General features: G+C 69.9%; 23 protein-coding genes. 16 read left to right on the top strand and 7 right to left on the bottom strand.

Translation table 11 applies throughout. From position 1 onward, the window contains the following. Positions 1-88: 88 nt before the first annotated feature. Together AB0395_RS37875 and AB0395_RS37870 are read right to left on the bottom strand one after the other, a co-directional pair. Entirely contained in the window at positions 89-1,339 is a 1,251-nt protein-coding gene (locus tag AB0395_RS37875) for a DUF349 domain-containing protein (protein ID WP_366289646.1), read from the bottom strand. 38 nt (positions 1,340-1,377) lie between these two features. Then, positions 1,378-2,241, bottom strand: a complete 864-nt coding sequence (locus tag AB0395_RS37870; RefSeq protein ID WP_366289643.1) for a peptidylprolyl isomerase — start codon at positions 2,239-2,241, stop codon at positions 1,378-1,380. A 148-nt stretch (positions 2,242-2,389) separates the two neighbouring features. Here AB0395_RS37870 and AB0395_RS37865 point away from each other — a divergent pair, with 148 nt between their 5' ends. The 3 genes from AB0395_RS37865 (at position 2,390) to aspS (ending at position 6,367) form a co-directional block, all read left to right on the top strand. After that, the gene (locus tag AB0395_RS37865; protein WP_366289640.1) at positions 2,390-3,085 is read left to right on the top strand and encodes an MBL fold metallo-hydrolase; all 696 of its coding nucleotides are present in this window, start codon (positions 2,390-2,392) and stop codon (positions 3,083-3,085) included. A gap of 3 nt (positions 3,086-3,088) precedes the next feature. Then, positions 3,089-4,354, top strand: a complete 1,266-nt coding sequence (gene hisS / locus AB0395_RS37860) for a histidine--tRNA ligase (RefSeq protein WP_366289637.1) — start codon at positions 3,089-3,091, stop codon at positions 4,352-4,354. Between the two features lie 276 nt (positions 4,355-4,630). Beyond that, a complete protein-coding gene (gene aspS / locus AB0395_RS37855; RefSeq protein WP_366289634.1) occupies positions 4,631-6,367 on the top strand; it encodes an aspartate--tRNA ligase in 1,737 nt (578 codons plus the stop codon). A 183-nt stretch (positions 6,368-6,550) separates the two neighbouring features. On the opposite strand, the gene AB0395_RS37850 is transcribed toward aspS, so the two are convergent. Together AB0395_RS37850 and AB0395_RS37845 are read right to left on the bottom strand one after the other, a co-directional pair. Then, a complete protein-coding gene (locus AB0395_RS37850; protein WP_366289631.1) occupies positions 6,551-7,759 on the bottom strand; it encodes a cytochrome P450 in 1,209 nt (402 codons plus the stop codon). Positions 7,760-7,925: 166 nt separating this feature from the next. Beyond that, positions 7,926-8,828, bottom strand: a complete 903-nt coding sequence (locus tag AB0395_RS37845) for a peptidylprolyl isomerase (protein WP_366289628.1) — start codon at positions 8,826-8,828, stop codon at positions 7,926-7,928. Between the two features lie 299 nt (positions 8,829-9,127). On the opposite strand from AB0395_RS37845, the gene AB0395_RS37840 reads away from it, so the two are divergent. Both AB0395_RS37840 and AB0395_RS37835 read left to right on the top strand, forming a co-directional pair. Then, entirely contained in the window at positions 9,128-9,589 is a 462-nt protein-coding gene (locus AB0395_RS37840) for a hypothetical protein (RefSeq protein WP_366289625.1), read from the top strand. Between the two features lie 76 nt (positions 9,590-9,665). Beyond that, positions 9,666-10,976 (top strand): replication-associated recombination protein A, encoded by a 1,311-nt coding sequence (locus tag AB0395_RS37835; RefSeq protein WP_366289623.1) that lies wholly within the window; start codon positions 9,666-9,668, stop codon positions 10,974-10,976. Between the two features lie 41 nt (positions 10,977-11,017). Here the strand turns inward: AB0395_RS37835 and AB0395_RS37830 are convergent, their stop codons facing one another. Continuing rightward, a complete protein-coding gene (locus AB0395_RS37830; protein ID WP_366289620.1) occupies positions 11,018-11,689 on the bottom strand; it encodes a TetR family transcriptional regulator in 672 nt (223 codons plus the stop codon). Between the two features lie 63 nt (positions 11,690-11,752). On the opposite strand from AB0395_RS37830, the gene AB0395_RS37825 reads away from it, so the two are divergent. The 9 genes from AB0395_RS37825 to AB0395_RS37785 all read left to right on the top strand — a co-directional run bounded on the left by AB0395_RS37825 (position 11,753) and on the right by AB0395_RS37785 (position 21,218). Beyond that, positions 11,753-12,775, top strand: coding sequence for a hypothetical protein (locus tag AB0395_RS37825; protein WP_366289617.1), 1,023 nt, complete (start codon positions 11,753-11,755; stop codon positions 12,773-12,775). Continuing rightward, entirely contained in the window at positions 12,772-14,052 is a 1,281-nt protein-coding gene (locus tag AB0395_RS37820; protein ID WP_366289614.1) for an isoprenylcysteine carboxylmethyltransferase family protein, read from the top strand. The genes AB0395_RS37825 and AB0395_RS37820 overlap by 4 nt, the downstream gene beginning before the upstream one ends. Positions 14,053-14,170: 118 nt before the next feature. After that, positions 14,171-14,563: a DUF948 domain-containing protein gene (locus AB0395_RS37815; RefSeq protein ID WP_366289611.1), complete on the top strand. Its 393-nt coding sequence runs from the start codon at positions 14,171-14,173 to the stop codon at positions 14,561-14,563. Further along, positions 14,560-14,814 carry a hypothetical protein gene (locus tag AB0395_RS37810; protein ID WP_366289609.1) on the top strand — a complete coding sequence of 85 codons (255 nt, stop codon included), beginning with the start codon at positions 14,560-14,562 and terminating at the stop codon, positions 14,812-14,814. The genes AB0395_RS37815 and AB0395_RS37810 overlap by 4 nt, the downstream gene beginning before the upstream one ends. 1 nt (position 14,815) lies before the next feature. After that, complete coding sequence (alaS, locus tag AB0395_RS37805) at positions 14,816-17,488, top strand: alanine--tRNA ligase (protein WP_366289672.1); 2,673 nt, start codon at positions 14,816-14,818, stop codon at positions 17,486-17,488. Between the two features lie 53 nt (positions 17,489-17,541). Continuing rightward, a complete protein-coding gene (gene ruvX, locus AB0395_RS37800; protein ID WP_366289669.1) occupies positions 17,542-18,039 on the top strand; it encodes a Holliday junction resolvase RuvX in 498 nt (165 codons plus the stop codon). Beyond that, the gene (gene mltG / locus AB0395_RS37795; RefSeq protein WP_366289606.1) at positions 18,036-19,079 is read left to right on the top strand and encodes an endolytic transglycosylase MltG; all 1,044 of its coding nucleotides are present in this window, start codon (positions 18,036-18,038) and stop codon (positions 19,077-19,079) included. The genes ruvX and mltG (AB0395_RS37795) overlap by 4 nt, the downstream gene beginning before the upstream one ends. A gap of 163 nt (positions 19,080-19,242) precedes the next feature. Next, complete coding sequence (mltG, locus tag AB0395_RS37790) at positions 19,243-20,394, top strand: endolytic transglycosylase MltG (RefSeq protein WP_366289604.1); 1,152 nt, start codon at positions 19,243-19,245, stop codon at positions 20,392-20,394. Further along, positions 20,394-21,218, top strand: coding sequence for a shikimate dehydrogenase (locus AB0395_RS37785; protein ID WP_366289666.1), 825 nt, complete (start codon positions 20,394-20,396; stop codon positions 21,216-21,218). Before mltG (AB0395_RS37790) ends, AB0395_RS37785 begins: the two co-directional genes overlap by 1 nt. Here AB0395_RS37785 and AB0395_RS37780 read toward each other — a convergent pair. Together AB0395_RS37780 and AB0395_RS37775 are read right to left on the bottom strand one after the other, a co-directional pair. Next, positions 21,193-22,164 carry a hypothetical protein gene (locus AB0395_RS37780; RefSeq protein ID WP_366289601.1) on the bottom strand — a complete coding sequence of 324 codons (972 nt, stop codon included), beginning with the start codon at positions 22,162-22,164 and terminating at the stop codon, positions 21,193-21,195. The genes AB0395_RS37785 and AB0395_RS37780 overlap by 26 nt on opposite strands. Further along, entirely contained in the window at positions 22,161-22,541 is a 381-nt protein-coding gene (locus AB0395_RS37775; RefSeq protein WP_366289599.1) for a helix-turn-helix transcriptional regulator, read from the bottom strand. Before AB0395_RS37775 ends, AB0395_RS37780 begins: the two co-directional genes overlap by 4 nt. A 391-nt stretch (positions 22,542-22,932) precedes the next feature. Between AB0395_RS37775 and infC the strand changes: the two genes are divergently transcribed. Together infC and rpmI are read left to right on the top strand one after the other, a co-directional pair. After that, a complete protein-coding gene (gene infC, locus AB0395_RS37770; protein WP_366289663.1) occupies positions 22,933-23,550 on the top strand; it encodes a translation initiation factor IF-3 in 618 nt (205 codons plus the stop codon). A gap of 130 nt (positions 23,551-23,680) precedes the next feature. Beyond that, positions 23,681-23,875 carry a 50S ribosomal protein L35 gene (gene rpmI, locus AB0395_RS37765; protein WP_184716514.1) on the top strand — a complete coding sequence of 65 codons (195 nt, stop codon included), beginning with the start codon at positions 23,681-23,683 and terminating at the stop codon, positions 23,873-23,875. Positions 23,876-23,884 lie beyond the last annotated feature (9 nt).

Here is a 23,884-nt window from a genome sequence, read left to right as displayed (position 1 = left end):
TGGGCCGGTTGCTGCAAGCGGGCTCCCCGGGGCGATTGTGTTCGTGGGGGGCGCATCACACGCCCCCCCCCCGTTTCCAGTCGGCGGGTCAGGAGAACTCGGCGAGCGTGCGCTCGGCCTCCTCAAGCCAGGAGCGGCGGGCGGTCAGGGCCTCCTCCGCGTCCTTGGCGTCCTTGTCCTTGCCCGCGGCCTGGGCCTTGGCCAGACGGGTTTCAAGCTGCTGGATCGACTTGCGGAGCTGGTCGACCGTGTTCTGCGCGCGGGCGCGGGCCTCGGGGTTGGAGCGCTTCCACTCCGCCTCCTCCGCCTTGCGAACCGCTTCGTCGATCTTGCGCAGGCCACCCTCGAGCCGGTCGCGCTGCTCACGCGGGACCGCGCCTGCCGCCTCCCACCGCTCCAGGATGCCGCGCAGGGCGCTCCTGGCGGAGCGGGCGTCGGAGACCGGGACGATCTTCTCCGCCTCGGCCAGGAGCTGCTCCTTGATCTCGGCGTTGGCTGCGAGCGAGGCGTCGCGCTCGGCGAAGACCGCGGAGCGGGCCTGGAAGAACTGGTCCTGGGCGCCCTTGAAACGGCCCCAGAGCTCGTCCTCGACCTCCCTGGACGCCCGGCCGGCCGACTTCCACTGCTGCATCAGCTCGCGGTAGGCCGACGCCGTCGCGCCCCAGTCGGTCGAGGAGGCCAGCGCCTCCGCCTCGATGACGATGCGCTCCTTCGAGGAGCGCACGCCCTCGCGCTGCTCGTCCAGCCCGGCGAAGTAGGCCTTGCGCCGCTTGGCGAACGCCGTACGGGCCGCGGACAGGCGCTTCCAGAGCGCCGCCTCGGTGACCCGGTCGATGCGCTCGGCGGCCTTCCACTCCTCGACGAGCTGGCGCAGCCGCTCCCCGCCCGTCTTCCAGTGAGTGGTGTCGTCGGCGATGCGCTCGGCCTCCGCGACGATCCGCTCCTTGACGCCCTTGGCCTCGGCGCGAGCCACGTCACGGGCGGCCTTGACCTCCTCACGGCGCTGGGAGACCAGCTCCGTGAGGGCGTTCAGCCGCCCCAGCAGCGCGTCGAGGTCGCCGACCGCGTGCGCGTCGGTGATCGCCTCGCGGAGCTTGACGATGGTCGCCTCCGCCTGGGCGGGCGGCAGATCGGTGCCGCGGACACGCTGCTCAAGCAGCGTGACCTGCCCGGCCAGCTCGTCGAACTTGCGATGGAAGTAGGCAAGGGCCTCTTCCGGTTCGCCGGCCTGCCAGGACCCGACGGCCCGTTCGCCCTCGGCCGTACGTACGTAGACGGTGCCGTCGTCGTCTACCCGGCCCCACGGGTCGGTGCTCACCGTGTCCTCCCGCACTTTCATCAGCCTTTCGAGGCTAACCGCCTCTTGGTTGTATTACGTCAGCTCTTGCTGGACATTGTCACGTCTTTGATTTCCACGGTTTCCTTCGGGGCTCCGGTGCCGTCCGGCCCCGGTGTGATGACACCACCCTTGTTCACCTTGTCGATGATCTCCAACCCCTTGGTGACCTTGCCGAACGGGGTGTAGTCCGGGCCCAGCTGGGCGTTGCCGTAGACGATGAAGAACTGGCTGCCGTTGGTGTCGGCGCCACTGTTGGCCATGGCCACGACACCCCGGGTGTACTTCGCGTCCTTGAGGTTCTCGTTGACGAAACGGTACCCCGGACCGCCCCGGCCGTCGGTCTGGCTCTTGCCGTCGGCCTTGGCCAGCGGGTCGCCGCACTGCAGCACCGGGAACTGGTCGGAGCCGAGGCGGTGGCACTTGGAGCCGTTGAAGTACTTCTTCTTGGCCAGGAAGGCGAAGGAGTTGACCGTGCAGGGGGTCTTCTCCGCGGAGACCTCGATGACGATGTCGCCCTGGTTGGTCTTCAGGGTCATCGTCTTGGGCGTGGTGTCCACCTTCGCCGGGGGCAGGCCGACGTTCTTCGCCGGGCCACCGGCGGTGTCCGCGACATAGCCGCAGGTGCCGCCAGCGGGGTCGAAGGCCGTCGGCTGGGCGGCGGTGCTCGTCTGCGACGGGTTCGCGGGCGTGGTCGGGGTGGCGGACGCGGCCGTTGCCGACGACGTGCCGTTGCCTCCGAGCAGGGTCGTGGCGGCGATCACACCGCCCACGACCACCACGACGGCCACACTGGTGCCGATGATCGCGTTGCGCTTCGCCCGGGCCTCACGCTCGATACGCCGCTGGTTCTGCCGCTCGTAGTGCTCGCGCGCCAGCTGCTTCTGGCGGTCCTTGCCGCTCACCGCTTCGCCCTCCCGAGTGCCGGAGTATTACTTATTGAGGTGGGCGAATCGTATCGGCCAATGGGTAATGGTTCGCAGCCCGCCGACCCGCACCGGTACCCTTCGGTTACATTCCCATCCGTTTTCTTGACGAGATCAGCTGAGGCAGATGCTCATCGCCGGCTTTCCAGCAGGGTCGTTTCAGACCAACTGCTACGTCGTCGCTCCCGCCGCGGGCGAGGAGTGCGTCATCGTCGATCCCGGCCAGAACGCCGTCGGCGACCTGGACGACGTGCTGCGCGAGCATCGCCTGAAGCCCGTCGCCGTGCTGGTCACCCACGGCCACATCGACCACATGTGGTCGGTCGCCCCCGTCTGCGGGGCGCGCGGAGTCCCCGCGTGGATCCACCCAGAGGACCGAGAGCTGCTCTCAGACCCGGGCAAGGGATTGTCCCTGGCGACCCGGCAGCAGTTGTTCGGCGGACTGACCTTCACCGAGCCCGACGACGTGCGCGAGCTGGCCGACGGTGAGGTGCTCAGCCTGGCGGGCATGGAGCTCACGGTCGACCACACCCCCGGCCATACCAGGGGGTCGGTGACGTTCAGGTTGCCCCGCACGGAGGAAATTCCCGACGTGATGTTTTCGGGCGACCTGCTGTTCGCCGGCTCCATCGGCCGCACAGACCTTCCCGGCGGCGACTACCCGACCATCCTGCGCAGCCTGGCGACCAAGTGCCTGCCGCTGCCGGAGGACACGGTGGTGCTGCCCGGTCACGGACCACAGACCACGATCGGCCACGAGCGCGCGACCAATCCGTATTTGGCGGAGGCCGCGCCGTACGCCGGTCCCACCAGGGGACTTTAGAAGATGACTCTGCAGGCGCCCAAGGGCACCTTCGACTGGATCCCGCCGCGTTCGGAGCGGGCGCTCGCCGTGCGCGAGGCGCTGACCGCTCCCGCGAGGCGCGCGGGGTACGGATACATCGAGACCCCGGTCTTCGAGGACACCGCGCTGTTCGTGCGCGGGGTCGGCGAGTCGACCGACATCGTCTCCAAGGAGATGTACACCTTCGAGGACAAGGGCGGGCGCTCGATCACGCTGCGTCCCGAGGGCACGGCCTCGGTCGTGCGGGCCGTCCTCCAGCACGGCCTGCACAACGGCCAGCTTCCGGTGAAGCTGTGGTACTCCGGCAGCCAGTTCCGCTACGAGCGCGCCCAGAAGGGCCGCTACCGCCACTTCTGGCAGGTCGGCGCCGAGGCCCTCGGCGCAGAGGATCCGGCCCTCGACGCGGAGCTGATCATCCTGGCCGCGGACGGCTACGCCGGGCTCGGGCTCACCGGGGTGCGGCTGCTGCTCAACACGCTGGGCGACCGGCAGTGCCGTCCCGCCTACCGCGCCGCGCTGCAGGACTTCCTGCGCGGGCTCGACCTCGACGAGCCGACCAGGGCCAGGATCGAGATCAACCCGTTGCGGGTGCTCGACGACAAGCGGCCCGAGGTGCAGGCCCGGCTCGTCGGTGCCCCGCTGGTCGTCGACCACCTGTGTGAGGCGTGCAAGGCCTACCACGAGGAGGTCCGCTCGCTGCTGACCGTCGCGGGCGTCGCCTACACCGACGACCCCAGGCTGGTCCGCGGCCTGGACTACTACACGCGCACCACGTTCGAGTTCGTCCACGACGGTCTTGGCTCGCAGTCCGCGGTCGGTGGTGGTGGACGCTACGACGGGCTGAGCGAGATGATCGGTGGCCCGGCGCTGCCCAGCGTTGGATGGGCGCTCGGCGTCGACAGGACGGTCCTGGCCATGGAGGCAGAAGGGCTGCTCGACGGCGAGGAGACCGGCTCGGGCGTCCAGGTGTACGGTGTGCCGCTGGGCGAGGAGGCGCGCCGCCGGATGTTCCTGCTCATCACCGAGCTGCGCCGGGCGGGTCTCGACGCCGACATGTCGTTCGGCGGCAAGGGCGTCAAGGCCGCCATGAAGGGCGCTGACCGGTCGGGGGCGAGCTACGCCGTGATCCTTGGCGAGCGAGACATCGCTGCCGAGGCCGCCCAGGTCAAGGACCTGGTCAGCGGCGACCAGACCGCCGTACCGCTCGCCGAGATCGTCACCACCCTGAAGGAGAGACTGAACAATTGACCTCCTCCCCTCCCTGAACGGGGGGAGTCCCACGGTCGCCCGCAGGGTTTCCTGTTTCACCGCCGGTCGCCCGCCCGAAAAGGATCTTTCGTTGGGGTCTTACACCAGCTCCGCAGGCGTTTCACCTCTCCGCCGGCCCGGCGGCGAGGGTGGAGCCGATCGTGCGGGTGGCGGCTTGGTCATCGCCGCCACCGAACACATTACCGAGTCCTGCGGCGCCGCGCCGCGTTTCCTCCCGGCCTCGAAGGACCGGGTTTCCATGCTTAAGGAGTTTCGATGATCCGCACGCACGAAGCGGGATCACTGCGCAAGGAGCACGCCGGGCAGCGGGTGACGCTGGCAGGCTGGGTGGCGCGCCGCCGCGACCACGGCGGTGTGGTCTTCATCGACCTGCGTGACGCCTCCGGCTCCTCCCAGGTGGTCTTCCGCGAGGAAGATGACGCGCACGGTCTGCGCGCGGAGTACTGCGTCAAGGTCGTCGGAGAGGTGCGGGTTCGGCCGGAGGGGAACGAGAACCCCGACCTGCCGACCGGCGCGATCGAGGTCGTCGCCTCCGAGGTCGAGGTGCTCAGCGAGTCCGCGCCGCTGCCCTTCCCAATCGAGGGCAGCACCGGGGTCTCCGAGGAAGCCCGTCTCAAGTACCGCTACCTCGACATCCGCCGCCAGCAGGTCGCGCAGGCCATGCGGATCCGCTCGAAGGCCACCTACCTGGCCCACGAGGTGATGAACGAGCACGGGTTCAACTACATCGAGACCCCCACGCTCACCCGGTCGACCCCCGAGGGCGCCCGCGACTTCCTGGTGCCGGTCAGGCTCCAGCCGGGCAGCTGGTACGCCCTTCCGCAGTCGCCGCAGCTGTTCAAGCAGCTCCTCATGGTCGCGGGCATGGAGCGCTACTACCAGCTCGCCCGCTGCTTCCGTGACGAGGACCTGCGCGCCGACCGGCAGCCCGAGTTCACCCAGATCGACGTTGAGATGTCCTTCGTCGACCAGGACGACGTCATCGCGCTGGGCGAGGCGCTGATCGGCCGCATCTGGAAGGAGACGATCGGCTACGAGCTGCCGACGCCGCTGCCCCGGATGACCTACTGGGACGCCATGTCCCGCTACGGCTCCGACAAGCCCGACCTGCGCTTCGGCCAGGAGCTCGTCGAGATGACCGAGTTCTTCGCCGAGACCACCTTCAGGGTCTTCCAGGCGCCGTACGTCGGCGCCGTAGTCATGCCGGGCGGTGCCTCGCAGACCCGCAAGGAGCTCGACGGCTGGCAGGACTGGGCCAAGTCCCGTGGCGCGAAGGGCCTGGCCTACGTCCTCGTCGGCGAGGACGGCACGCTCGGTGGCCCGGTCGCGAAGAACCTGTCAGAGAACGAGACCGCGGGTCTGGCGGCGAAGGTGGGGGCGGCGCCCGGCGACGCGATCTTCTTCGCCGCCGGTACGGCCGCCGCCTCCCGCGACCTGCTGGGCGCGGCGCGCCTGGAGATCGGCCGCCGCTGTGGCCTGATCGACGAGTCGGCGTGGAACTTCCTGTGGGTCGTCGACGCGCCCATGTTCGAGGAGGACGGCGAGGGCGGCTGGACCGCGGTCCATCACCCGTTCACCGGGCCGAAGCCCGAGTGGGCCGACACCTTCCAGGACCACCCCGGTGAGGCTCTCGCCTACGCCTACGACATGGTCTGCAACGGCATGGAGATCGGCGGCGGCTCGATCCGTATCCACCGGGCCGAGATGCAGCAGCGGGTCTTCGACGTGCTCGGCATCTCCAAGGAGGAGGCGGAGAACAAGTTCGGCTTCCTGTTGGAGGCGTTCAAGTACGGCCCGCCGCCGCACGGCGGCATCGCCTACGGCTGGGACCGGGTCTGCATGCTCCTGACGGGCGGCGACTCCATCCGCGACGTCATCGCCTTCCCGAAGACGGCCTCGGGCTTCGACCCGTTGACGGGCGCGCCCACCCCGATCACGGGTGAGCAGCGCAAGGAGGCCGGCGTCGACGCCAAGCCCAAGACGGACGCCTGACGCCTCGGGCTGGACACTCGGCCGGACGGCCACACGGCCCCCTGGAGGAGCTCCAGGGGGCCGTGCCGTACCCGGTGGGGCCTCGCCGTACAGAGGGCCTGAGACGGGGACGGGCGGTGCGCGACGGCCCCTGGGACGGAAGGTCCCGAAGCGGGGCAGGAACGCACCCACGCCGCGGCGGGGCTAGAAACGGACCGGCAACGCCCGCAGCCCGCGGATCAGCGAACCGCCCCAGTTCCATTCGATCTCGCCGGGCGGGCAGGCAAGCTCGATGCCCGGCAGGCGGCTCAGGAGCGTTCCGAAGGCGATCTGCGCCTCCAACCTGGCCAGTGGCGCGCCCAGGCAGAAGTGGATGCCGTGGCCGAAGGCCAGGTGGCGGTTGTCCGCGCGGGCGGCGTCGAAGGTGTCGGGAGCGTCGAAGATCTTGGGGTCACGGTTCGCCGCGCCGAGGAAGATGTGGACCACGCCGCCCTTGGGGATGTGGACGCCCGCTATCTTGAGGTCCTCGGTGGCGAAGCGGAACGTGGCCCGCGCGACGGGCCCGTCGTGGCGGAGGAACTCCTCGACCGCGGACGGCAACAGCTTTGGCCTGTCGAGCAGCAGCTTGAGCCGGCCGGGATCGGTCAGCAGCGTCAGCATGCCGTTGCCGATCAGGTTGACCGTGGTCTCGTGCCCGGCGACGAGCAGCAGTGTGAGGGTCGCCAGCAGTTCCTGGTCGTCGAGCAGTTCGTCGTCATCGCGGGCGACGACGAGTGCGCTGATCAGGTCGTCCCGTGGGGCGGCCCGCCGCTGCGCGATGATCCCGGTGAAGTAGGCCCGGATGGCGAGGTTCACCTCCTGGCGGTACCTGATCCCTTCCTCGTCGAGCGACGGGCCGATCAGCGTGCCCGACCAGTCACGGAAGGTGTCGCGGTCCTCGGCAGGCACGCCGAGCAGCTCGCAGATCACGGTGATCGGCAAGGGGAAGGCGAAGTCGTCGAGCAGGTCGGCCTCGCCCTTCGCGGCCATCCCGTCGACGAGATCGTCGGCGATCTGCTGGATCCGGGGGCGCAGGCTCTCGATCCGCCGGGGGGTGAAAGCCCTGGAGACCAGGCGGCGCAGCCGGGTGTGGTCGGGAGGGTCACTGTCGAGCATGTTGTGGGCCAGCACCGGGTTGCCCGCACTGAAGCGCCCGCGAAACGGCTCCGGCGCCCAAGAGATGCTCTTGGCGAGACGGGGGTCGTTGAGCGCGGGGCGGCCGTGCTCGTGGTCGACCACCAGGAAGCCGTCCATGCCGGGCGGGAAGTCCACCGGATGGACGGGCCCCTTCTCTCTGAGCGCGGCGCAGGCGGAATGGGGATCCCTGGTGAACTCCGGGCTCAGCAGGAACTCGAAAGGCAGCTTCTCCGGCATCGACGCCCCCCCGGGGAGATGGATCAGGTTTCTCCCCCAGTCTGGCCCCGGAGATCGCGGTTCGTCCGGCGATGAGCGGGATCACGGGCAGGCGGTGCCGGGCCGGCCGGAAACGAAACGGGTGTGCTCGCGGCCGACCGCGAGCACACCCGCCTGGGGTCTCTTCCTAGGTGAGCTGCACGTCCTTGATGATCACCGGGATCTTGGGGGCGTTCGAGCCGCCGTCGCCGGTGATGTCGTCGGGGTTGGTGATCCAGCCGCCCTTGAAGACCTTGTCGAGAATGTCCATGCCCTGCGAGACCTTGCCGAAGGGCGTGTAGTCGGGCTGCAACTGGTTGGTCTCGTCCGACAGCGAGATCCAGAACTGGCTGCCGTTCTGGTTCGCGGCCTCCGGCGCCTGGGCGAGCGCGACCGTGCCCCTGTTGTACGTCATGCCGCCGAGGTTCTCGTCGTTGAAGACGTACCCCGAGCTGCCCTGGCCGTCGGTGGGGTTCTTGCCGTCGGCCTTGGCCTGCGGGTCGCCGCACTGCAGCAGGCCGAGCCCGGAGTTCTCCGGGGTCGCCAGGCGGTGGCACTTGGTGTTGTCGAAGAAGTTCTTCTTGGCCAGGAAGGCGAAGGAGTTCACCGCGCAGGGGGCCTGGGCCGTCGCGAGGTCGATCACTATCGCACCGAGGTTGGTGGTGATCGTCATGGTCTTCGGCTTGAGGTCGGGCTTGGCCGGGGGCATGCCCACGTACTTGGCCGGGCTGCCGCTGGTGTCCTTGCGGTAGGAGCAGGTCAGCTTGGCCAGGTCGGCGGAGGGGGTGGGCGACGGCTGCAGGGCGGGGACCCCGCTGGGGTCCGTGCTGGGATCCGCGCCGGGAGAGCCGGTCGCGGCGGTCTTGCCGCTGGCGCCGTTCCCGCCGAGAAGGTTCGTTGCGGCGAACAGGGCTCCCGCGACCACGACGACCGCGATGCCCGCTCCGATGAGGGTGTTCCGCTTCGCCTTGGGTGTCGCCTGCTCGGCACGCCGGGCCTGTCGCTCTTTGTGCTCCCGAGCCAGCTGGCTCTGGCGGTCCTCACCGCTCACCGCTTCGTCCTCCAGGATTACCGTTTCATGACTATCAACTGGGCGAAAGCGTACCGGCCTCGGCGTGTGCTGGATGTAAGTGGCAGAATTCGCCTAATGGGACAGGAGAAAAATGCGAAGGTGACCTGGTGCACTACGGGCGCCGTTCGTGATGAGATTCCCTGCTCGCCGGTGATGGGTCACCCGATCGGGCGATGAGCCGCCGATGCGTCACCGATATGACAACGATGCGTCACCGATACGTCACCGGCGATTCCCAGCTGGGCCGCAGACGAACCATGCACCACCGGAGCCCCCATATGTTCGATGAGATCCTGGGCCTGCCCGCCCACCCCCTGATCATTCACGCCACCGTGATCCTGACGCCGCTGCTGGTGGTCCTGGCCACCGTGTACGCCCTGGTCGCGCGCACGCGCGCCGTACTCACCTGGGCGGTTACGGTGCTCGCGCTGGTCGTCCCCGTGGTGGTCTTCACGGCGAGGGAGAGCGGTGAGGAGCTCGTGGAGGAGCGCTTCTCCTCGGCCGGCGGGCAGCTCGGGCAGCGCATCGCCGAGCACGAGAGCTTCGCGACCCCGTTGCTGCTCGCCGGCCTCGCCCTGGGCGCGGTCTCGCTGGGACTCGTCTACGCCTCGCGCGCCGGTCGCCTCCCCAAGCCGGCCGAGGTGGCGCTCACGGTGCTCACGGTGCTGGTGGCCGTCGTGACCGGCTACTACGTGGTGCGCGCCGGCCACAGCGGCGCCGTCGCGGTCTGGGGGAACTGAGACTCTTGCCGGGCCCCGCAGGAGGGCGCACCACACCGTGGATCCGGGCCATGCGTCCTGACGGTACTGTCTGACCGTGGACAGCCTGTTCGATTCGGTCGCTGAGGAGGCACATCGCGGCCATGAGCCGCTGGCGGTGCGGATGCGCCCCCGCGGCCTGGACGAGGTGATCGGCCAGCGCCACCTGCTCGGCCCCGGCACGCCGCTGCGCAGGCTCGTCGAGGCCGAGGCCCCGATGTCGCTGTTCCTGTGGGGGCCGCCGGGCACCGGCAAGACCACTCTCGCCTACGTGGTCGCGGGCGTCACCAAACGCCGCTTCGTCGAGGTCTCCGCGGTCTCCGCGGGGGTCAAGGAGGTCCGCGCCGCCATCGAGCAGGCCCGTCGTGAGCTGGGCATGTCGGGGCGTCAGACCGTGTTGTTCGTGGACGAGGTGCACCGCTTCAACAAGGCCCAGCAGGACGCCCTGCTGCCCGCGGTCGAGAACCGCTGGGTCACTTTCATCGGGGCGACCACGGAGAACCCGTTCTTCTCCGTCATCTCGCCGCTGCTGTCCCGCTCACTGCTGCTGACCCTGGAATCCCTGTCCGAGGACGACATCCGCGGCGTGCTCGAACGCGCCGTCGCCGACCCGCGGGGTCTGGACGGGAAGACGCGGCTCGCGCCGGAGGCCGTCGAGCACCTGGTACGGCTGGCGGGCGGAGATGCCCGCAGGTCCCTCACCTATCTGGAGGCGGCCGCGCTGATCGCCGAGGACGAGATAACCGTCGAGGTGGTCGAGCGGGCGGTCGACAAGGCCGCCGTCCGCTACGACCGCCAGGGCGACCAGCACTACGACGTGGTCAGCGGCTTCATCAAGAGCATGCGAGGCTCCGACGCCGACGCCGCACTGCACTACCTGGCCAGGATGATCGAGGCGGGGGAGGACCCCCGGTTCATCGCGCGCAGGATCGTCATCTTCGCCTCGGAGGACGTCGGCATGGCCGATCCGACGTGCCTGCAGGTCGCGGTTGCCGCCGCCCAGGCGGTCGAGTTCATCGGCCTGCCCGAGGGGCGCCTGAACCTGGCCCAGGCCGTCATCCACTGCGCGCTCGCCCCCAAGTCCAACGCGGTGATCACCGCCATCGGCGCGGCCGCCGAGGACGTACGGCGCGGCAACATCGGCCATGTCCCCGACCACCTGCGCGACGCGCACTATCCCGGGGCCAAGAAGCTCGGCCACGGCAACGGCTACCGGTATCCCCACGACTTCGAGCACGGCCTGGTCCGTCAGGACTACGCCCCGGCCGAGCTCAGAGACCGCCGCTACTACCAGCCGACCCGGCACGGCGCGGAGGCGGGGTTCGCCGACCGCTGGGCCAGGATTCGCGCCTTCCTCCGCGGCCAGTAGCCCTCTGCGTCTCGAAGGCGTCCCGGGAACCTCTCCCGTGGTCACCCGGGGAGGTTCCCGCCCGCCCCGTCCCGTGGGGCGCGGGCCCCGCGGCGGGGCAGGCGCATGGTCAGCAGCCTGGCGCGGGGGGCGACGCGACCCGCGAGCCTGAACAGGGCCTCGGTGCGGGAGCGGTCGGCGTCGAGATGGGTGAACATGTTGACGCCCAGGTAGAAGGTGATCGCGGCGTAGGCGAGGTCGCGAGGCGGCATGAGCCCGGCCAGGGGAGAGCCGCCGATGACCCGCTCCAGTGTCCGCTCGACGAAGTCGATCCACGGCTCGGAGCGCTTGACGATCTCCGTCCTGAGTGCGGGCCTGGCGATGCTGGCGCCGACGAGCTCGGAGAAGAGCGTGATGTGCCCGCCCTCCAGATCGGCTCGGTAGATCGCGTTCGCGACCTCGACCAGCTCCTCCAGCGTGCGGGCCCGCGCCACCGCCTCCTGGTAGGCGGCCATCCGCTGCTCGGAAGAACGGTCGAGCGCGGCGAGCAGCAGCGGGTCGACGCCCCCGAAGTGGTAGAAGACCAGGGCCGAGTTGACCCCCGCCGCCTTGGCGATGGTGCGGGCACTGGTCCCGGCGTACCCCTCGGACCGCACGGTCTCCGCCGCTGCCTCGATCAGCCGTTCACGGGTCTCCGCGCCCGCCTGCTTGTTCACCCGTCGCTCCCTTGCCATGTCGATCTCTCTAAGCATACGGTTTAATCAACTGATTAAATCGATCGATGAAGAGGTCGTCGCATGAGTGACCTTCCGGAGCCCGCTCCCGACCCGGAGCGGATGCCCGGGCCGGGAGACGCCCCCGGCTCGGGCTCCGCCGCTGATCCCGGGCACGTTCCCGGCTCGGGCTCCGCCACCGGTCCTGGGCGTGCTCCCGGTCCTGGACCCGTTCCCGACGCCCGGCGCGAGCGCGGGGCGCGCAGGACTCTCGCGGGCCTGCTGCTCGCCCTGTTCGCGGGGCTCCTGCTCTACCGGGTGCTGCACGCGGGCCATCTGGAGCAGACGGCGCTGTTCTACGTCGGCCTTCCCGCCGTCATCGCCATCACGGTCGTGCTGGCGAGCAGGCCGAGAAGCGTGACCGGCATGATCATGGCGACGATCACCGTCGGTCTGGCCCTCGCGGGACCGCTGCTCGGCGAGGGGATCGTCTGCCTGGTCTTCGCCGCTCCGCTCTTCTATCTCGTAGGCCTGCTGATCGGGCTCGTCGCCGACTACTTCCGCGGGCGGGGCGCGAACGCGCTCGCCGCTCCGCTCGTGCTGCTGGCGCTCGTCGGCGGCGCCGCCGAGGTGGCGGCCCCGCCCCGCGACAACGAGGTCACCGTGGTGCGCGCGGCCGCGGGGCCTGAGGTGGAGAAGGCCCTCGCCGCCGTTCCCCGGTTCGGGCCGTTCGAGTCTGCGTTCCTGAAAGCGGGCTTTCCCAGGCCGGTGCTCGCCAGCGGGACCGGCCTGGACGTCGGAGCCCTGCGGGAGATCACCTTCACGCCACGCCGCTCCCTCGGCATCGGCGCTCTCCCCGAGGCGCGTTCGGTGACCCTCGTGGTCAAGGAGCGGAGCCCGGGGCACGTGACGTTCTCCGTGGTCAACGACACCACGCTGGCCCGCTGGCTCGAGTTGCGGGAGGCCGAGTTCTCCTGGGGGGACGGATCGCTCGGGGTGACCCTGCGCTACCGTCGCACCTTCGACCCCGGCTGGTATTTCGGCCCCCTCCAGCGGTACGCCGTCGGGCAGGCGGCGGACTACCTGGCGGGGACCTTCGCCCGGTGACGGGCGATCCCGCGCTGGTCCGCGGCCTGGCGCTCACGGTGCCGGTCGCCGCCGTGCTGCTCGCCGCGGCCCGCCGCAGGCCGCGGGAGCGGGACATCGCCGCCGCGATCCTGGCCACGCTGTGGAACCTGGAGATGCTCGCCGTGGTGAACGCCCTGGCGCAGGGGCTCGGCTGGTGGCGTTTCCACGCGGAGGGCGCCGTCTACGGGGGCATCCCGGTTGACCTGCTGCTCGGCTGGGCACTGCTCTGGGGCGCAGTGCCCAGCCTGGTGGCGCGCAGGGCGCCTGTGCCACTCGTCGTCGCGCTCGCGGCGTGGCTCGACCTGGCGGTGATGCCGTTGGGACGGCCCGTCGTCGTGCTCGGCGAGCATTGGCTGACCGGCGAGGCCGTGGCGGTCGCCGCGAGTCTGCTGCCGGGACTGCTCCTGGCCAGGTGGACCGAGGAGGGCCGAGTGCTGGCCGCCAGGGCGGTGATGCAGATCGTCCTCGCGGGCGGCGCGGGGCTGGCGCTGCCCATCGCGCTGACCGAGGTGTGGCGGCAGCCGCCGCCGGCGCTCGGCCTCCTGGTACAGGCGCTCGCCGTCCCGTCATTGCTCGGTGTGGCCGCGGTGCGGGAGTTCGCGGTCGTGGGACGGGGGACGCCGCTGCCTTACGACCCGCCTGGGCGGCTGGTGGTCACCGGGCCCTACGCGTACGTCCGCAACCCGATGCAGGTCGCGATGACGGCGGGTTATCTCATCCTTTCCCTGTTCGACGCCGTGTTCCTGGCCGCCGCGCTGGTCGCCTTCGCCTACGGGGCGGGGCTGGCCGCCTGGCATGAAGGGGACCGGCTCACCACGCGCTTCGGCGCCGAGTGGGCCGCCTACCGTCGTGCCGTACGGCCCTGGGTGCCCCGTCTTCGGCCCGCCGCGCTCTCCGCGCCACCCGCCTCCGTCTACGTGGCGAGTTCCTGCGGTCAGTGCTCACGGGTGGGAAAATGGATCACCAGGCGGCATCCGGCCGGGCTGCGCGTGGTGGCTGCGGAGAGCCATCCCGCGGGGCTGCGCCGGATCACCTACGAGTCGGCGGACGGGCGGAGCGCGGCGGGCGTGGCCGCGATCGCCCACGTGCTGACCCACATCCACCTCGGCTGGGCCCTGGCGGGCTGGGCGCTGATGATCCCGGGGATCGGCTGGTTCGCGCAGCTCTGCGTCGACGCCTTCGGGGGCGCCCCCCGCGTGCTGGACGCCGTGCCGGGCGGTCCCGCGCCCGGCGGGACCGCCTGCGGCGACATCTGACGGACGGTCGGCCGCGAGGGCGGGGGAGGGCCCGCCGTGACGCGCTATGCCGGGGAAGCGGCGCGGGAGGCGGTAAGGTCTTGCCTATTCCAGCCGGGTCAACCAAGGAGATCGGCGCATGCTTACCGCAGGAGAGGTCGCCGGACTGATCGTCGCGATGGCCTGGGCGATCCTGGTCTGCTTCCTGGCCGTGGCACTGGTCAAGCTTGCCCGGCTGCTCACCGAGACCACCAAGATGGTCTCCGAGCTGGGTGAGCGCGTGGTGCCGCTGCTGGAAGACGTCACGGTCACCGTCGGCGAGACCAACCGCCAACTGGTCGCCGTCGAGGCCATCACCCGGGACGTCAAGCAGGTCAGCGGGCATGCCGCCAAGGTCAGCGACGTCACCCAGTCTTTGGTCACCGGACCGTTGATCAAGCTCGCCGCACTGACCCACGGCATCAGGCGGGCCCTGTCCGCCCGGAGGAACGGCAGGTCAGCCCCCAGATTCCTCGAAGGGCGGCGGCGATGATCCGCAGGCTCTTCTACATCTCCCTGGGCGCGTTCGGCGCGGTGTGGGCGATGCGTAAGCTGCAGTCACTGCATCCGAACCATCTGGCCCGCCGTGCGGTGCGGAGCGCCTCCGGCGTTCTGGACCAGGCACGCGACTTCGCGGACGAGGCACTGGACGGCGCGGCCCAGCGGGAAACCGAGTTGCGCTCCAGGTTCGGACTCGACAGTGTTGAAAACACCCATAACTACCACGTAAAGGATGGCCGCTGACATGGAGTCGGCAGAGATCGCCCGCCGCTTCCTGCGCTTCTTCGAGGAGCGTGGGCACACCGTCGTGCCCTCGGCCAGCCTCATCGCCGAGGATCCGACACTGCTTCTGGTCCCCGCGGGCATGGTGCCGTTCAAGCCCTACTTCCTGGGGCAGCAGAAGCCGCCCTACAGCCGGGCCGCCAGCGTGCAAAAGTGCGTGCGCACCCCCGACATCGACGAGGTCGGCAAGACCACCAGGCACGCCACGTTCTTCCAGATGCTCGGCAACTTCTCCTTTGGCGACTACTTCAAGGAGCAGGCGATCCCGCTCGCGTGGGAGCTGCTGACCAAGCCGGAGTCCGAGGGCGGGTTCGGCTTCCCCGAGGAGCGGCTCTGGGTCACCGTCTACCACGACGACGACGAGTCCTACGACCTCTGGCACGAAAAGGTCGGCGTCCCCGCCGAGCGCATCCAGCGCCGCGGCCTGGCCGACAACTACTGGCACATGGGCGTTCCGGGGCCGGGCGGCCCCTGTACGGAGATCTACTACGACCGAGGCCCCGAGTACGGCATGGACGGCGGTCCCGTCGCTGACGAGAACCGCTACCTGGAGGTCTGGAACAACGTCTTCATGCAGTTCCAGCTCGGCGCCGTGCGCAGCAAGACCGACTTCGACGTCGTGGGTGAGCTGCCCGCCAAGAGCGTCGACACCGGCATGGGCCTGGAGCGCATGGCCGCGATCCTGCAGGGCGTCGACAACATCTACGAGATCGACACCACCTACAAGATCCTCGACCGGGCGGCGGAGCTCACCAGGACGCGCTACGGCCGTGACGAGCGGGCCGATGTCTCGCTGCGCGTCGTCGCCGACCACGTCCGCACCGGCGTGATGCTCGTCGCCGACGGCGTGTTGCCCTCGAACGAGGGCAGGGGTTACGTGCTGCGCCGCATCCTGCGCCGCGCCATCCGCAACCTGCGCCTGCTGGGCTCCGGCGAGCAGCGCTACATGCACGAGCTGACCGCGGTGACCATCGACGTGATGGGCGAGCTGTACCCCGACCTCAAGGCCGACGCTCCGCAGATCCACGGTGTCATCGACGCGGAGGAGGCCTCCTTCCTCGGTACCCTGCGCACCGGCACCGCGATCTTCGACGCGGCCGTCGAGGAGACCAAGCGCAAGGGGCAGGGCACGCTCGCCGGAGACCAGGCCTTCCAGCTCCACGACACCTACGGCTTCCCGATCGACCTGACCCTGGAGATGGCCTCCGAGCAGGGGCTCAAGGTCGACGAGGAGGGCTTCCGCCGGTTGATGAAGAAGCAGCGCGAGATGGCCAAGGCCGACGCCGCTGCCAAGAAGACCGGAAACGCCGACATCTCGGTGTTCGGCCAGATCCTGGAGAAGACCGGCAGGGTCGAGTTCCTCGGCTACGACCAGGTGACCGCGGAGTCCGAGGTCATCGGCCTGCTCGTCGACGGGGTCCCGGTCCCCGCCGCGGGCGCGGGGACCTCCGTCGAGGTCGTGCTCGGCCGTACGCCGTTCTACGCCGAGGGCGGCGGCCAGCTCGCCGACCAGGGGATCATCCGCACCGACGGGGCCGAGGTCGAGATCGTCGACGTGCAGTCTCCGGTCGCGGGCGTCGTGGTGCACCGGGGCAAGGTCCGGGCCGGCGAGGTCCGGGTCGGCGACCAGGCCCAGGCCGAGATCGACGTCGAGCGGCGCCGCGCCATCTCCCGCAGCCACACCGCCACGCACCTCGTGCACAGGGGCTTCCGCAACGCGCTCGGCGAGACGGCCGCGCAGGCGGGTTCCGAGAACTCGCCGGGCCGCTTCCGCTTCGACTTCACCGCCGCGGGCGCCGTGCCCCCCAGCGTGCTGCGCGACGTCGAGGACGAGGTCAACGCCGTCCTGATCAACGACCTCACGGTCAACGCCTTCCACACCTCCCAGGCGGAGGCCAGGGCGATGGGAGCGCTGGCGCTGTTCGGCGAGAAGTACGGCGAGACCGTCCGCATCGTCGAGGTCGGCGACTACTCCCGCGAGCTCTGCGGTGGCACCCACGTCGCGAGCTCGGGCCAGCTCGGCCTGGTCAAGGTGCTCGGCGAGGCCTCGATCGGCGCGGGAGTCCGCCGGGTCGAGGCCCTGGTCGGCCTGGACGCCTTCCGCTTCCTGGCCCGTGAGAGCGTGCTCGTCGCCCAGCTCTCCGAGCAGCTCAAGGCTCGCAGGGAGGAGCTGCCCGAGCGGATCGAGGGCATCGTCACCCGGTTGCGCACCGCGGAGAAGGAGCTGGACAAGCTCCGTTCCGCCCAGGTCCTCGCCCTGGCGGGCGAGATGGCGGCAGGCGCCCGTGACCTGCACGGAGTCTCCGTCGTCACGCACCGCGCGCCTGATGGAACCTCCCCCGACGATCTGCGTAAGCTCGCCCTCGACGTGCGCGGGCGGTTCTCGGGCGACCGCGCCGCCGTCGTGGTCGTCGCCGGTGTTCCGGCCGACCGGCCCGTCGTCGTCGCCGTGGTCAACGAGGCGGGGCGCGGGCGTGGTCTGAAGGCGGGCAGCCTCGTCGGCATCGCGGCCAAGGCGCTCGGCGGCGGCGGTGGCGGCAAGGATGACGTCGCCCAGGGAGGCGGAGTCCGTCCTGAGGCGATCGGCGACGCGCTGGGCGCTGTCGAGCAGGCGATCGCCCAGACGCTCGTCTGAGTGGTCGGCGGTGCCTGCGGGTCGGACACGGCTCGGAGGCTGAGGCAATGATGATGAGAAGCGGCATTCGACTGGGCGTCGACGTCGGCTCGGTCCGCATCGGCGTGGCCCGCAGCGATCCGTCCGGATTGCTGGCCACGCCGGTGGAGACCGTACGGCGCGGCAGAGGCGACCTGGATCGGCTCGCGGCGATCGCGGCCGAGTACGAGGTCGTCGAGGTGGTGGTCGGCCTGCCGACGTCGCTCTCCGGCCGCGAGGGACAGGCGGCGGAGGGGGCCCGGGAGTTCGCGGCCAAAATCGCCTCGCGCCTCGCGCCCGTCCCGGTGCGGTTGTTCGACGAGCGGCTGACCACGGTCACCGCGCAGCAGGGCCTGCGGGCCAGCGGGGTCAAGGCCAGGAACCAGCGCGGCGTGGTCGACCAGGCCGCGGCCATCGTGCTGCTCCAGGCCGCGCTGGACAGCGAGCGGGCCACCGGCAGGCCGCCCGGCGCCGCGGTCGAGCCGCGGGGAGGACGGCCCGGTGAGGAGCCGAGCGGTGGGGCCGCTCGGTGAGCTGTCCGCGCTCCCTGTGGTTGCCGGTCGCGGTCGCGGGCGCGGGCGTGGTGGTTCTCGGGCTGGGGATCGGGAGCTATGTCCTGGTCAGGCCCTACCTCGCGCCTGACGACTTCGAGGGCCCCGGCTCGGGCACGGTAACGGTGCGGATCGCGGCGGGCGCGAGCGCGGGGGAGATCGCCTCGACGTTGGCCGACGCGGGGGTCGTGGCGAGCGCCCGCGCGTTTGTCACGGTGGCCGAGGCGCGGGCACAGGCGGGAAGCCTGCGGCCGGGCCACTACCGGCTCCGCAGGGGCATGTCGGCCGAGTCCGCGCTCGACCTGCTGACCGCGCCCCGCTCTCGGGTGGTTCGGCGGGTCGTCGTCCCCGAGGGACTCCGCCTGCCCGAGCTGTTCGACAGGCTCGCCGCGGGCACCGGCATGCGCAGGGCCGACCTCGTCAGAGCGGCCAGGGACGTCCGCGAGCTGGATCTGCCCGCCTACGCGAAGGGGCTGGAGGGCTTCCTGTTCCCCGCGACCTACGAGGTCGAGCCGGACACGACCCCGGCCGAGGTGCTCGGCGCCATGGTGGAACGTTACAAGGAGGCCGCGGCCGCGCTGAACCTGGAGAGGCGGGCCGCCAAGAGCCATCTGACCCCCCTCGAGGCCGTCACGGTGGCCAGTATCGTCCAGGCCGAGGGCGGTAGATACTCGGACTATCCGAAGATCGCTAGAGTGATCTACAACCGGATCAGGGCCGGGACACCCCTCCAGCTCGACACCACGGTGCTCTACGCGCAAAGGCGCAGGAGCCTCAGGGTGTCGGAGAAGGACACCACGGTGAGGTCTCCGTACAACACCTATCTGAGGCCCGGTCTGCCGCCCGGACCCGTTGGAAATCCCGGGGAGAAGGCGCTGAGAGCTGCTCTTCGGCCAGATCAAGGTGATTGGTTCTGGTTTGTCACTACCGATCCGGAGCATAGAATCACGAAATTCACTGACAAAGAGAGTGAGTTTGTGAGATACCGGGAACAGCTGAACAGATACCTCGGGACGCATTGATGCCCGGCGGAACACCCCCCGTTCCGCCGCGAGCGGCGATCAACACCGGTAGGTCACGCCATTGCGCCAGGCGAACCGCGGTGTCAGCTCCGGGGTCCCCCCTCGGTTTGGCAGACCCGCTTGACGCCAGGCCGTCCCTACCGGGAGATTGGCCAGCGCATCTATGAACGGGCTCGATATGGACTTTCTGGTCGGCGCCGAGGACGACGACGGGTCACGGCGTGGCTCTCGTGCGTCCTCGGGACGGCGTGGCCGCCGCAGGAGGCGACGTCGCAACCGGGGAGGCTTCCTCGCCCCGATGCTCGCGATCATCGTCCTGCTTGGCGGCATTGGCGCGGCGGGCTTCTACGGCTACACCTGGCTGCGCGGCGTGACGACCCCGCAGGACTACACCGGTGAGGGCGCCGGCGAGGTCGTCATCGAGATCAAGGACGGGCAGACCGCCTCCGACGTCGCCCAGACCCTGGAGAAGCAGGGCGTAGTCAAGAGCGCCAGGACGTTCACCGGCGCCGTCGCTGACGCGGGCAAGAGTGCCTCCCTGCAGCCGGGCGAGTACCGCATGCGCAAGCAGATGTCCGCGGCGGCGGCCGTCAAGCTGCTCGACCCGTCCATGAGACTGCTGGAGCGGGTAACCCTCAAGGAGGGTCTGCGCCTTTCGGACACCCTGGTGACGCTCGCCAAGGAGACCGGCAAGCCGCTCAAGGACTTCCAACAGGCCGCGAAGAACGTCAAGGCGCTCGGCCTGCCGGGTTACGCCAGGGGCCGTCTGGAGGGGTACGCCTTCCCCGCCACCTACGAGATCACGCCCAAGATGGGCCCGGCCGACATCCTCACCGCGATGGTCGACCGGTTCAACCAGACGGCGGAGAAGGATGGGCTGACCGCGGCGGCCAAGGACCTCGGCCACACCCCTCACGAGATCATGACGATCGCCAGCATCATCCAGGCCGAGTCGGGCAGCGTCGAGGACATGCCGAAGGTGGCCCGCGTCATCTACAACCGACTCGACACCAAGCGCAAGCTCGAGATGGACAGCACGGTGATGTACGGGCTGAACAAGTACGGCATCTCCGCCACGAACGCGGACCTGCAGAGTAGGTCGCCCTACAACACCTACATGCGGCTCGGCCTGCCGCCCGGTCCGATCGCCAACCCCGGAGACCACGCCATCCAGGCGGCGCTCAACCCGGCCAAGGGCGGCTGGATCTGGTTCGTCACCACCGACCCGAAGCGGGGCATCACCAAGTTCGCCTCGACCGAGGCCGAGTTCTTCCAGCTGAAGGCGGAGTTCGAGCGGAACAGAGGAAGCGGATGATGAAGGCGGCGGTGCTCGGTTCCCCCATCGCCCACTCCCTCTCGCCGCACCTGCATCGTGCCGCGTACGAGGGCCTCGGGCTCTACGACTGGCAGTACGAGGCGTTCGAGTGCGATGAGGCCGGGCTGCCCGGCCTGCTCGACGGGCTCGGCCCCGGCTGGGCGGGCCTGTCGCTGACCATGCCGCTCAAGCGGGCCGTTCTGCCACTGCTCGACACGGTCTCCGAACTGGCGGTCGAGGTCGGCGGGGCGAACACCGTGATCTTCTCCGAGCGCGGCCGCCACGGGGAGAACACCGACGTGTACGGCATCCTCCAGGCACTCGCCGAGGCCGGGGTCCGGCCCCCGGAGAGCGCGACAATCCTCGGCGGGGGAGCGACGGCCGCCTCGACGCTGGCGGCCCTGCGTGAGCTGGGCCTGTCCGAGGTGAACCTGGTGGTCCGCGATCCGGCCAGGGCGGGTGAGACCAGCGAGGTCGCCGAACGGCTGGGCACGGCCCTGTCGCTGCGGACCTTCGACAAGCTGGAAACCGTCTTGGACGTGGACCTGCTCGTCTCCACCCTGCCCGCCGGAGCGGCGGACGGCTTCGCGGGCCTGATCGCTGGGGTGCCCGCGCTCTTCGACGTGGTCTACGCTCCGTGGCCGACCCGGCTGGCCTCCGCCGTCGCGGCCGGGGGCGGCACCGTGATCGGCGGTTTTCCGATGCTGCTGCATCAGGCGGCCCGGCAGGTCGAGATGATGACCGGCCGGACTGACGTGCCGGTCGAGGCGATGCGAGCCGCGGGCAAGGCCGAGATCGTCAGGCGAGCGGCTCCGGGAAGCTGACCGTCCCCGAGCCGTAGGGCCGAAAGCCGCGCCTGGCCACGATGAAGATGACGGTGGCGACCATCACCCGGACGACCGTCGGGAACCAGTCGGAGTCGTACGGGCTGCTCAGGGGCACACCCTGGTAGATCACCACGAGCGGCGGAAGTAGGAGCACCAGGACGCGGCGGCCCGCCGGAGTCCGGCTGGCGGCCCCGCAAGCCATGCAGACCAGTGCCGTCGTGGCCATCCCGTCAGGGATGATCTCGGGGGTCAGGAAGTACTCCAGGGCGCCGACCACGTTCAGCGTCAGGGCCGCCGTCACGGCCCAGTGCAGGAGCCTTCGGCGGCCGATCAGCGCCGCCCCCTCCGCCGGGCGGGGGGCGAACGTCAGCAGAAGCGCGACGACCAGGACGGGCAGCACGTCGAACGCCGTGCCGAGGGAGACGAACGGGAACTCCAGGGGCAGGGAGACCGCGCTCTGCCCGGAAGAGACGGGCATCTCCGCGCGGAATCTCACGCTCATCGCCACGTTCGCGGCCAGCGAGATCCACGCGCCCGCCGCGGCGGCCCGTCGCATGCCGCGCAAGGCGAGGACGAGCACCAGGAACTGCAGGAGGGTGAGGGCGATCGGCAGCAGCGTGAGGATGGGGAGCAGCGCGCCCGCGACCCAGAGCGCCATGCCCCACGTGCCGACCTCGCTGACCAGGAGATGCAGCGGCGCGACGATCGCGGCGATGTTCAGCGCGTCACGCCAGTGCACGGCGCTTTCCGGGCCGAACGCGTGCCGGAGGCGGATCTGGAGTCCGCCCTTGACGATGTCGAGCACGTCTCCCGGATCCGGGCGGCGCCGTTCCGCCCCGGCCGTGGCGAGCATGACCCCGACCATCTCCTCCCCGTGACGAGCCCGGTGCTCGCGGGGGTAGAAGGCCAGCAGCCTGCGGTAGCGGTCCTCCAGCGTGCTCACGCCGTACCTCCCGCGTGGCTCGGGGCGGCTCCCAGGCCCATGAGGGCTCCGCCCGTGAGACGGGCGCGCAGCCGGATCGACGCCGCGTCGGCGTGCCTGCGCAGCCGTTCGGCCTCGGCGGCCAGGCGAGTGCCGCCCTCGCCGGTCAGCCGGTAGTAGCGCCGCACGCGGCCGTCCACGATCTCCTCGCGGTCGGTGGCGATGAGGCCCTCCGACTGGAGGCGGTCGAGGGCGGCGTAGAGGGTGCCCGCCCGCAGGCGCACCCGGCCACCGGAGATCTCCTGGACGTCGGTGATCACCCCGTAGCCGTGCTGGGGCCCCGCGGCCAGGGCCGTGAGGATCAGGAACGTGGGTTCCTGCATCGATCTATCGCTCATACGATCTTTATATATCGACCATCGGCATATTGGGTAGCGAGTATGAGAAATGTGGCTGTGAAGGGGGCTTCGTGGAATGAATCAAGGGGTCTTCGGGTTGTGGTAGAGTGATTACTCGATCGGTCCGGCATGCCTGCTGGACGCGCAAGCGGAGGCTTACCTCCCACCTGGTCGACCGAGAGGTCGGCAGGTCAAGGATCACAAACCGGATGTTTCCGGGGAGCTTACGGCATCGAAACCGATGAGCTCATGTGGCCCCGCATGCGCGACGTGCGGGGCATTTCGCGCTTCTCGACCTGGAAACGGCCTGTGTTCCGCGACCTCCCGGCACGATCGAGTATGTGCAAAGCCGCCTACAAAGACGGCGGCGGATCGCAACCTAGGAGGCCCCATCAGCGCCGAGCCCCGCATCAACGACCGTATTCGCGTCCCCGAGGTCCGCCTCGTCGGCCCGAACGGCGAACAGGTTGGCATCGTCTCGATCGGCGATGCTCTGAAGCTGGCTCAGGAATCCGACCTCGATCTCGTCGAGGTCGCGGCCACGGCTCGCCCGCCCGTGTGCAAGCTCATGGACTACGGCAAGTTCAAGTACGAGTCCGCGATGAAGGCACGCGAGGCGCGGCGCAACCAGGCGTACACGATCATCAAGGAGATCAAGCTCCGGCCGAAGATCGACCCGCACGACTACGAGACCAAGAAGGGTCACGTGGTGCGGTTCCTCAAGGCGGGAGACAAGGTCAAGGTCACGATCATGTTCCGCGGGCGGGAACAGTCCCGGCCCGAGCTGGGCTTCCGGCTCCTGCAGCGGCTGGCAGAGGATGTCACGGAGCTTGGCTTCGTCGAGTCCCAGCCCAAGCAGGACGGCCGTAACATGATCATGGTGATCGGGCCACACAAGAAGAAGGCCGAGGCCAAGGCCGAGAAGGCGGCGGCCAGGGCGCGGCGTGACGATGACACCGTGACGGACCAGGCGCCGCTCGACGACGAGGTGGCCGCTCCGCAGGAGTGACTCGCATAGCCTGAACCGTCAGGTAGTCGCGAGATGAAGCCGAGACCGGGTCCGGTCTCGCAGTCAGGCATGCCCTTGACTCGGGTTACCGGCCCGGGACATCGGCACGATCGAGGGAGAGACGGCTGAGATGCCGAAGATGAAGACGCACAGTGGTGCGAAGAAGCGGTTCCGGCTCACCGGCTCCGGCAAGATCAAGCGCCGTCGCGCCAACCGCGCCCACTACAACGAGTGGAAGTCCTCCAAGCTGACGCGTCGTCTCAAGCCCGAGGTCGTGCTCTCTGACGCCGACGCCAAGAAGATCAAGAAGCTGCTCGCTAAGTAACGGCCCCCG

The sequence above is a fragment of the Streptosporangium sp. NPDC051023 genome (assembly GCF_040689595.1).
Taxonomy (GTDB): domain Bacteria; phylum Actinomycetota; class Actinomycetes; order Streptosporangiales; family Streptosporangiaceae; genus Streptosporangium.
Note: the sequence above shows the minus strand (reverse complement) of the source record. Positions and strands in the feature narration are given on the sequence as shown.

Coding starts and splice junctions, on each gene's coding strand:
- AB0395_RS37875 (WP_366289646.1), bottom strand. CDS start 1,339: ATGAAAGTGCGGGAGGACACGGTGAGCACCGACCCGTGGGGCCGGGTA.
- AB0395_RS37865 (WP_366289640.1), top strand. CDS start 2,390: ATGCTCATCGCCGGCTTTCCAGCAGGGTCGTTTCAGACCAACTGCTAC.
- hisS (WP_366289637.1), top strand. CDS start 3,089: ATGACTCTGCAGGCGCCCAAGGGCACCTTCGACTGGATCCCGCCGCGT.
- aspS (WP_366289634.1), top strand. CDS start 4,631: ATGATCCGCACGCACGAAGCGGGATCACTGCGCAAGGAGCACGCCGGG.
- AB0395_RS37850 (WP_366289631.1), bottom strand. CDS start 7,759: ATGCCGGAGAAGCTGCCTTTCGAGTTCCTGCTGAGCCCGGAGTTCACC.
- AB0395_RS37840 (WP_366289625.1), top strand. CDS start 9,128: ATGTTCGATGAGATCCTGGGCCTGCCCGCCCACCCCCTGATCATTCAC.
- AB0395_RS37830 (WP_366289620.1), bottom strand. CDS start 11,689: ATGGCAAGGGAGCGACGGGTGAACAAGCAGGCGGGCGCGGAGACCCGT.
- AB0395_RS37825 (WP_366289617.1), top strand. CDS start 11,753: ATGAGTGACCTTCCGGAGCCCGCTCCCGACCCGGAGCGGATGCCCGGG.
- AB0395_RS37815 (WP_366289611.1), top strand. CDS start 14,171: ATGCTTACCGCAGGAGAGGTCGCCGGACTGATCGTCGCGATGGCCTGG.
- AB0395_RS37810 (WP_366289609.1), top strand. CDS start 14,560: ATGATCCGCAGGCTCTTCTACATCTCCCTGGGCGCGTTCGGCGCGGTG.
- alaS (WP_366289672.1), top strand. CDS start 14,816: ATGGAGTCGGCAGAGATCGCCCGCCGCTTCCTGCGCTTCTTCGAGGAG.
- ruvX (WP_366289669.1), top strand. CDS start 17,542: ATGAGAAGCGGCATTCGACTGGGCGTCGACGTCGGCTCGGTCCGCATC.
- mltG (WP_366289604.1), top strand. CDS start 19,243: ATGAACGGGCTCGATATGGACTTTCTGGTCGGCGCCGAGGACGACGAC.
- AB0395_RS37785 (WP_366289666.1), top strand. CDS start 20,394: ATGAAGGCGGCGGTGCTCGGTTCCCCCATCGCCCACTCCCTCTCGCCG.
- AB0395_RS37775 (WP_366289599.1), bottom strand. CDS start 22,541: ATGAGCGATAGATCGATGCAGGAACCCACGTTCCTGATCCTCACGGCC.
- rpmI (WP_184716514.1), top strand. CDS start 23,681: ATGCCGAAGATGAAGACGCACAGTGGTGCGAAGAAGCGGTTCCGGCTC.